Annotated in this window: 5 protein-coding genes; all 5 read left to right on the top strand. The window is 72.9% G+C overall.

Annotation, left to right across the window (positions count from 1 at the left end):
* Window positions 1-679 precede the first annotated feature (679 nt).
* The 5 genes from E1265_RS30545 (at window position 680) to E1265_RS30525 (ending at window position 7,234) form a co-directional block, all read left to right on the top strand.
* Entirely contained in the window at window positions 680-1,921 is a 1,242-nt protein-coding gene (locus tag E1265_RS30545) for an extracellular solute-binding protein (RefSeq protein WP_243741226.1), read from the top strand.
* Window positions 1,922-1,932: 11 nt separating this feature from the next.
* Window positions 1,933-2,850 (top strand): sugar ABC transporter permease, encoded by a 918-nt coding sequence (locus E1265_RS30540; protein WP_132934220.1) that lies wholly within the window; start codon window positions 1,933-1,935, stop codon window positions 2,848-2,850.
* The gene (locus tag E1265_RS30535; RefSeq protein ID WP_132934219.1) at window positions 2,847-3,755 is read left to right on the top strand and encodes a carbohydrate ABC transporter permease; all 909 of its coding nucleotides are present in this window, start codon (window positions 2,847-2,849) and stop codon (window positions 3,753-3,755) included. The genes E1265_RS30540 and E1265_RS30535 overlap by 4 nt, the downstream gene beginning before the upstream one ends.
* A 148-nt stretch (window positions 3,756-3,903) precedes the next feature.
* Window positions 3,904-6,261, top strand: a complete 2,358-nt coding sequence (locus E1265_RS30530) for a glycoside hydrolase family 3 N-terminal domain-containing protein (protein WP_132934218.1) — start codon at window positions 3,904-3,906, stop codon at window positions 6,259-6,261.
* Window positions 6,262-6,313: 52 nt separating this feature from the next.
* The gene (locus tag E1265_RS30525; protein ID WP_132934217.1) at window positions 6,314-7,234 is read left to right on the top strand and encodes an oxidoreductase; all 921 of its coding nucleotides are present in this window, start codon (window positions 6,314-6,316) and stop codon (window positions 7,232-7,234) included.
* The last annotated feature ends 157 nt before the right edge of the window (window positions 7,235-7,391 follow it).

Below are 7,391 nucleotides of genomic sequence, written 5' to 3'. Positions count from 1 at the left end.
GGTGGGGAGCGCCGCCCTGCCACGCCCCTCCGGGGCGAGGCACAGCCCCGCGCAGCGTCGCCACCGACCCCCGGGCCGGCACGCCCGCCTGGGCCCCGCGGGGGTCCCGCGCGCCCGGCGCAGCCGGATGCCCGGTGGGCCGCCGAGGCGCGCCCCCTCGCCCCGCATGACCCGGCACACCCGCCTGGGCCCCGCAGGGGCCTGGCACGCCCGGCGCAGCCGGATGCCCGGTGGGCCGCCACCGCAAGCCCCTTCGAGGCGTTCCGCCCGCCAGGGCGCTCGCCGGGCGCACCCACGCCGCCCCACGACGTGCCCAACAGACAGCAACCACCGGCCTCCCGGGCCGGCGCGCCCGCCTCGGCCCCGTCGGGGCCCGGCGCAGCCGGATGCCCAACGAGCCGTCGGCGCCCCCTCGCCCCGCAGGGGCCGGGGCGTGCACGCCCCGGCCCCTGCGGGGGCCCGGTGCCGCGGGAGGTGGCAGCTCCGCGGTGTGTCCAACGGGCGGCCCCTTCGGGGCGTTGGGCCCAGCAGGGCTTGACCGCGTGGCCGGCTGGTCGTACGTTGCTTCGGCACTTGATCCGATAATTTTCGGCGAGTTTCCGGAAGGTGTGCGACGATGCAAAGCCTTACTAGCCGGCGAATACGTCACCTCACGGCCGTGGCGGCCGGCGTCCTGTCGATGAGCACGTTGGCGGCCTGCGGGAGCAGCGGGCCGGCGGGGCGCGGTGGGGATGGGCTCGAGGTGTGGGTGTACCAGGACGGCTCGACCGTGATCCAGGAGGAGTTCGTCGAGCGCTTCAACGAGAGCTCCGACATCGACATCAACCTGACCCAGATCCCGGGCGAGAACTACCAGGACCGCATGCGGACCGCGATGGGCGGTTCCAACGCCCCGGACATCTTCTTCAACTGGGGCGGCGGCAGCATCTCCGACTTCGTCGAGCAGGACATGCTCGTCGACCTCACGGACATCATCGCCGAGGAGCCGGAGCTCGACGGCGCGTTCATCCCGTCGATCCTGGAGGCCGGCGGCATCGACGGGCGGATCTACGGGGTGCCGATGCGCGGCGTGCAGCCCGTGATCCTGTTCTACAACCAGACGCTGTTCGACGAGGCCGGGGTGGAGCCGCCGGCGTCGTGGGACGACCTGATGGGTCTGGTGGAGACGTTCACCGAGCGCGACGTCACCCCGGCCGTGCTGGCCGGCGGCGACCCGTGGACCGAGCTGATGTGGCTCGAGTACCTGCTGGACCGCGAGGGCGGCGCCGACGTGTTCGCGCGGATCCGCGGCGGCGACGCCTCCGCGTGGGGCGACCCGGCCGTGCTCGCGGCGGCCGAGCGGGTCACCGAGCTGGTGGACGCCGGGGCGTTCGGCAACAACTTCCGTTCCGTGCGCTACACCACGGACGGCGCCTCCACGTTCTTCGCCCAGGGCGAGGCGGCCATGCACCTGATGGGCTCCTGGGAGTACGCCAACCAGCTCGCGCAGCAGCCGGAGTTCACCGAGAACGACCTGGCCTTCGCGGCCTTCCCGGCCATCCCCGGCGGCGCGGGCGACCCCTCGGCCGTGGTCGGCAACCCGACCAACTACTGGTCGGTCCACTCCGACGTCGAGGGCGAACGCCTGGACGCCGCCGTCGAGTTCCTGTCGATGATGGCCAGCGAGGAGTACGCGCAGGCGCTGATCGACAACGGCGACATCCCGACCACCGCCAACGCCGAGTCGCTGCTCGACAGCCACAACAACCCGGAGTTCGCGCACTTCCAGTACGACATGGTCACCAACGCGTCCGACTTCACGCTCTCCTGGGACCAGGCGCTGCCGGCCGCGCAGTCCACGCCGATGATGGACAACATCGAGCAGCTCTTCGGCGGCGACCTGTCCGCGCAGGAGTTCGTCGACGCCATGCAGGACCTCTAGGCGGTCGTCGAATGAGCCGCCAATCCGCGCGGGAGGACGCCGTCACCGTCCCGCACGCCGGTCGCCCAGGCCTCGCCTGGGCGATCCCGGGCGTGTTGTTCTTCCTGGTCTTCGCCGCCGCGCCCATGGTGCTGGTCGCCTACCTGTCGTTCACCGACTGGGACGGTCTGGCCAGCCCCTCGTGGATCGGCTTCGACAACTGGTCCCGGCTGTGGAATGACGACGGCATGCGCAACGCCATCTGGCTGAGCCTGCTGCTGACCGTGGTCACCTGGGCCGTGCAGACCCCGATCGCGCTGCTGCTCGGCGTGTGGGCCGCCGGCCGGCAGCGGTACCGCGCCGTGCTGTCCGCGATCTTCTTCCTGCCGCTGCTGGCGTCCTCGGTGGCGTTGGCGCTGCTCTGGCGCACGCTATTCGACCCGAACCTGGGCCTGGCCGCCGACGTCGCCGAGTGGTTCGACCTGGAGACCGCCGACCTGCTCGGCTCGTCGCGCGGCGCCTTCATCGCCATCGTGTTCGTGGCCAGCTGGCAGTTCATCCCGTTCCACACGCTGATCTACCAGGGCGGCGCCCGACAGATCCCGCGCTCGCTCTACGACGCGGCGTCCATCGACGGGGCGGGCACCGTACGGCAGTTCTTCGCCATCACGCTGCCGCAGCTGCGGAACACGATCGTCACCTCGTCCGTGCTGATGGTGGTCGGCGCGCTGACCTACTTCGACACCGTGCTGATCCTCACCAACGGTGGTCCCGGCGACGCCACCAAGATCCTGCCCTTCCTGATGTACGAGGAGGGCTTCCGCACCTTCGAACTCGGCTACGCCAGCGCCATCGCCGCCACCCTGGTGATCATCGCCACCGCCGTGTCGCTGCTGCTGGTGCGGCTGACCGGGTTCACCAGGATGCAGAGCACCAGGGAGGGGCTGTGACGCAGACCCACGCGGAGACCGTCGCGAAGCGGCGGCCCGAGACACACCGGGAGCCGCCCGCCGAGCGGTCCCGGCGCGCGCCGCGGCGGCTGCCGAGGGCCAACTACCCGGCGGGGTTCGCCGCGTTGCTCTGGCTCGGCATCGTGGTGATCCCGCTGTACGTGCTGGTGATGTCCACCCTCCAGGACCGCGCCTCGTACCTGGAGAACGGGCCCCTCTCGCTGCCGACGAACCCGTCGCTCGACAGCTACCAGCGGGTCCTGGAGGGGGAGTTCCCGCGCTACCTGCTCAACACTCTGGTGGTGACGGTCTCCTGCGCGGCGATCGCCGTCGTGCTGGCGGTCACCGTCGCCTACTCGGTGGTGCGCAACCGCTCCACGGCCTCCAGGCGCGCCTTCCAGCTCTTCCTGCTCGGCCTGGCCATCCCGTCCCAGGCCGTGATCATCCCGATCTACTGGATCATCACCAGGCTGGAGCTGTACGACACGCTGCTGGCCGTGATCCTGCCGACGGCCGCGTTCTCGCTGCCGGTCAGCGTGCTGATCCTGGTGGGCACGATGCGCGACATCGACGAGGAGCTGTACGAGTCGATGGCGCTCGACGGCGCGAGCCAGACCCGGATCCTGCTGCAGCTCGTGGTGCCGATGTCCCGCGCCGGGATCTCCACGGTCGCGGTGTTCTCGGCGCTCGGCGCCTGGAACGGCTTCCTGTTCCCGCTGATCCTCACCCAGTCGCAGGAGAACCGGGTGCTGACGCTCGGCCTCTACGACTACATCGGCGAGTACCGGGCGGACATCCCCGCCCTGCTCTCGGCCGTCGTGCTCTCCATCGTGCCGATCTTCACCGCGTATCTCTTCGCCCGCCGGCAGTTGATCAACGGCCTGATGGGCGTCGGCGGCCGGTGACGAGTGCTCCACGGGAACCACGGACCACCGCGGGCCGACCATGGCCGCTCGCCCGCACGCGGCGGAGCCCGGGGACGCGGCCCGGGCCCGTCGCATGACGCGGAACCGCCTCGGACCTCGCCCCACGACCACTGAGAAGGAGCACGCCATGCCCGACCGAAGCGACCTCCCAGAACGCCCCTGGCAGGACGTCTCGCTGCCCCCAGAGGCCCGCGCGGCCGAGTTGCTCTCCCGGATGACCCTGGAGGAGAAGCTCGCCCAACTGGTCGGCATCTGGCCCGGTTCTGAGGAGACCACCGGAGAGGACGACGCCGACGTCGCCCCGCGCCAGCACGAGATCAACGCCTCGACGCCCGACCCCCGTTCGGTCGTCGTGCACGGACTCGGGCACTTCACCCGGCCGTTCGGCACCGCCCCCGTCGAACCGACCGAGCGGGCGCGGACGTTGGCCGAGGACCAGCGCAGGATCGCGGCGGGCAACCGGTTCGGGGTCCCGGCCATCGCGCACGAGGAGTGCCTGACCGGGTTCAATGCCTGGCGGGCCGCCATCTTCCCGACTCCCCTGGCCTGGGGCGCGTCGTTCGACCCCGGGTTGGTCGAGGAGGCGGCGCGGCTGATTGGCGCCTCGATGCGGTCGGTCGGCATCCACCAGGGGCTCTCCCCGGTGCTCGACGTGGTGCGGGACCCGCGCTGGGGCCGCACCGAGGAGGCGATCGGCGAGGACCCGTACCTGGTGGCCACCATCGGCACCGGCTACGTCCGGGGCCTGGAGTCGACCGGGATCGTCGCCACCCTCAAGCACTTCGCCGGCTACTCGGCCTCGCGCGGCGCCCGCAACCACGCGCCCGTGTCCATCGGGCCGCGCGAGCTGGCCGACGTGATCCTGCCGCCGTTCGAGATGGCGCTGCGCGAGGGCGGCGCCCGCTCGGTGATGCCCACCTACGTCGACCTGGACGGGGTGCCGGCGACCGCCGACCCGGAGCTGCTGACCCGGCTGCTGCGCGAGGAGTGGGGCTTCGACGGCACCGTGGTCTCCGACTACTTCGCCGTCTCCTTCCTCGAGTTGAGCCACGGCGTGGCCGGTTCCCCGGCCGAGGCGGCGGCGTTGGCACTCGCGGCCGGCGTCGACGTCGAGCTGCCCGCCGGACGCTGCTACGGGGAGCCGCTGTTGAAGGCGATCCGCTCCGGCGAGGTGGCCGAGGACCTGGTGGATCGCTCGGTGCTGCGGGTGCTGACCCAGAAGGCGCAGCTCGGGCTGCTCGACCCCGACTGGTCGGGCGAGTCGTCGGCGCTCGCCGGGGGCGCCAGCTCGGTCGACCTGGACCCGCCGGAGATGCGGGCGGTGGCGCGGCGGCTGGCCGAGGAGTCGGTGGTGCTGCTGGCCAACGAGGGCGGCGCGCTGCCGCTGGCGCCCGGCGCGCGGATCGCGGTGCTCGGCCCGCTGGCCGACGACCCGGCGGCCATGCTCGGCTGCTACACCTTCCCCCGGCACGCCGGCGCGCAGCACCCCGGGCTGCCGCTGGGCGTCGAACTGCCCACGCTGCTCGACGCGTTGCGCGCCGAGCTGCCGGCGGCCGAGATCAGCCGCGTGGAGACGCCGGACGAGATCGCCGGCGCCGAGGTGTGCGTCGTGGTGGTCGCGGACCGCTCAGGCCTCTTCGGGCGCGGCACCTCGGGCGAGGGCTGTGACACCGCCGACCTGCGGCTGCCGGACGGGCAGGGGGCCCTGGTGGACGCGGCGCTGGCCACCGGCGTGCCGGTGGTGCTGGTGCTGCTGACCGGTCGGCCCTACGCGCTCGGCCGCTGGGCCGACCGGCTCGCCGCCTGCGTGCAGGCGTTCTTCCCCGGCGAGGAGGGCGGCGGCGCGTTGGCCGGGGTGCTCTCTGGCCGGGTCAACCCGTCGGGCCGGCTGCCGGTCGCCGTGCCCGAGCACCCGGGCGGCCAGCCGTGGACGTACCTGGCGCCGCCGCTCGGCCACGCCGGCGAGGCCAGCTCCGTCGACCCGACGCCCCGCTACCCGTTCGGGCACGGCCTGTCGTACACGGGCTTCGCCTGGACCGACGCCACGGTCGACGCGGAGGCGGTGGCCACCGACACCGGCGCCGAGGTGCGGCTGATCGTGACCAACACCGGCGACCGCGCCGGCACCGAGGTCGTCCAGCTCTACCTGCACGACCCGGTGGCCAGGACCCCGCGCCCGGTGAACCGACTGATCGGCTACGCGCGGGTGGAGCTGGCGCCCGGCCGGTCGGCCGAGGTGCGGTTCGGCTTCCACCCCGACCTGGCCGCGTACACGGTGGCCCCCGGCCGGCGGATCGTGGACCCGGGCGCGATCGAGCTGCGGCTCGCCGCGTCGAGCGCCGACATCAGACACCGGCTGCCGCTGACGCTCACCGGGCCCGAGCGGGTCGTCGGCCGCGACCGGCGGCTGAGCTGCCCCGTCACCGTGACGCCGGTGGACGCGGAAGGGTCGGCGGGCGGCAAGGCGGACAATCCGCGCACGTGACCGGGGGTTGACTCGTATCGCACGACACCGCGGCGCGGCCTAGGCTTGGCGCATGGGCTGGACCGTGCGCGACATCCCCGATCTCAAGGGCCGCACCGCGGTGGTCACCGGCGCCAACAGCGGGCTCGGCTGTGTCGCGGCGCGCGAGCTGGCGCGCCGCGGCGCCCAGGTGGTGCTGGCCTGCCGCAGCCAGCAGCGTGGCCAGGCCGCCCTGGAGCGGCTGCTCGGCCAGGTACCCGAGGCCCGGGCCGAGCTGCGGCTGCTCGATCTGGCGGACCTGGCGTCGGTGCGGGCGTTCGCCGGCGACTGGGGCGAGCGGCGGCTCGACGTGCTGATCAACAACGCGGGCCTGATGGCCATCCCGTTCTCCCGGACGGCGGACGGCTTCGAGACGCAGTTCGGCGTGAACCACCTGGGCCACTTCGCGCTCACCGGGCTCCTGGCGCACCGGCTGCTCGCCACCCCTGGCGCGCGGGTCGTGGTGGTCTCCAGCCTGGCGCACTGGCTGTCCAACATCGATCTGCGAGACCTCAACTCCGAGCGTGGGTACCGGCCTTGGATCGCGTACGGCCGGTCCAAGTCGGCCAACCTGCTCTTCACCCACGAGTTGGCGCGCCGGCTGCGCGGCCACGACGTGCTGGCGGCCGCGGTGCACCCCGGGTACGCGGCGACCGAGCTCCAGGCCAAGGGGCCAAGGCTGGCCGGCAGCGCCTTCCAGGAGCGTGCGGCCGGGCTGCTCAACCGGCTCGTCGCGGCCCCGCCCGAGGTGGGCGCCACCCCGCTGCTGTACGCCGCGACCGCGCCGCACGTCGCGCCCGACTCGTTCACCGGGCCGAGCGTCCTGGGCGCCCGAACCCTGCGCGGCGGCCCGGGCGGGCCCTGGCGGGCGGCCTGGACCAGGAACGACGCGATGGCCGAGCGGCTGTGGGCCGCGTCCGAGGACCTGACGGGCATCCGGTTCGCGATCCCCTAGCGCCGGGACGGTGGCGGCGCCGGCGCCGCCACCGTCCCGGCGCATTACCGATTCCAGACCCGATTCTCAGACCAATCACATGTTCATAAAACGGGTCTCTCAGGCGCGGCCCGCAGGGTCATCGGCATGGCTGCCCCGTACCTGTCTCTTATACACA

The sequence above is a fragment of the Streptomyces sp. 8K308 genome, from assembly GCF_004348315.1.
Taxonomy (GTDB): Bacteria; Actinomycetota; Actinomycetes; order Streptomycetales; family Streptomycetaceae; genus Streptomyces.
This window is presented reverse-complemented; position numbering and strand designations above follow the sequence as displayed.

What these genes read in the sequence shown, in the direction of transcription:
- E1265_RS30545 (WP_243741226.1), top strand. Translation starts at nt 680, where the DNA reads ATGAGCACGTTGGCGGCCTGCGGGAGCAGCGGGCCGGCGGGGCGCGGT.
- E1265_RS30525 (WP_132934217.1), top strand. Translation starts at nt 6,314, where the DNA reads ATGGGCTGGACCGTGCGCGACATCCCCGATCTCAAGGGCCGCACCGCG.
- E1265_RS30530 (WP_132934218.1), top strand. Translation starts at nt 3,904, where the DNA reads ATGCCCGACCGAAGCGACCTCCCAGAACGCCCCTGGCAGGACGTCTCG.
- E1265_RS30540 (WP_132934220.1), top strand. Translation starts at nt 1,933, where the DNA reads ATGAGCCGCCAATCCGCGCGGGAGGACGCCGTCACCGTCCCGCACGCC.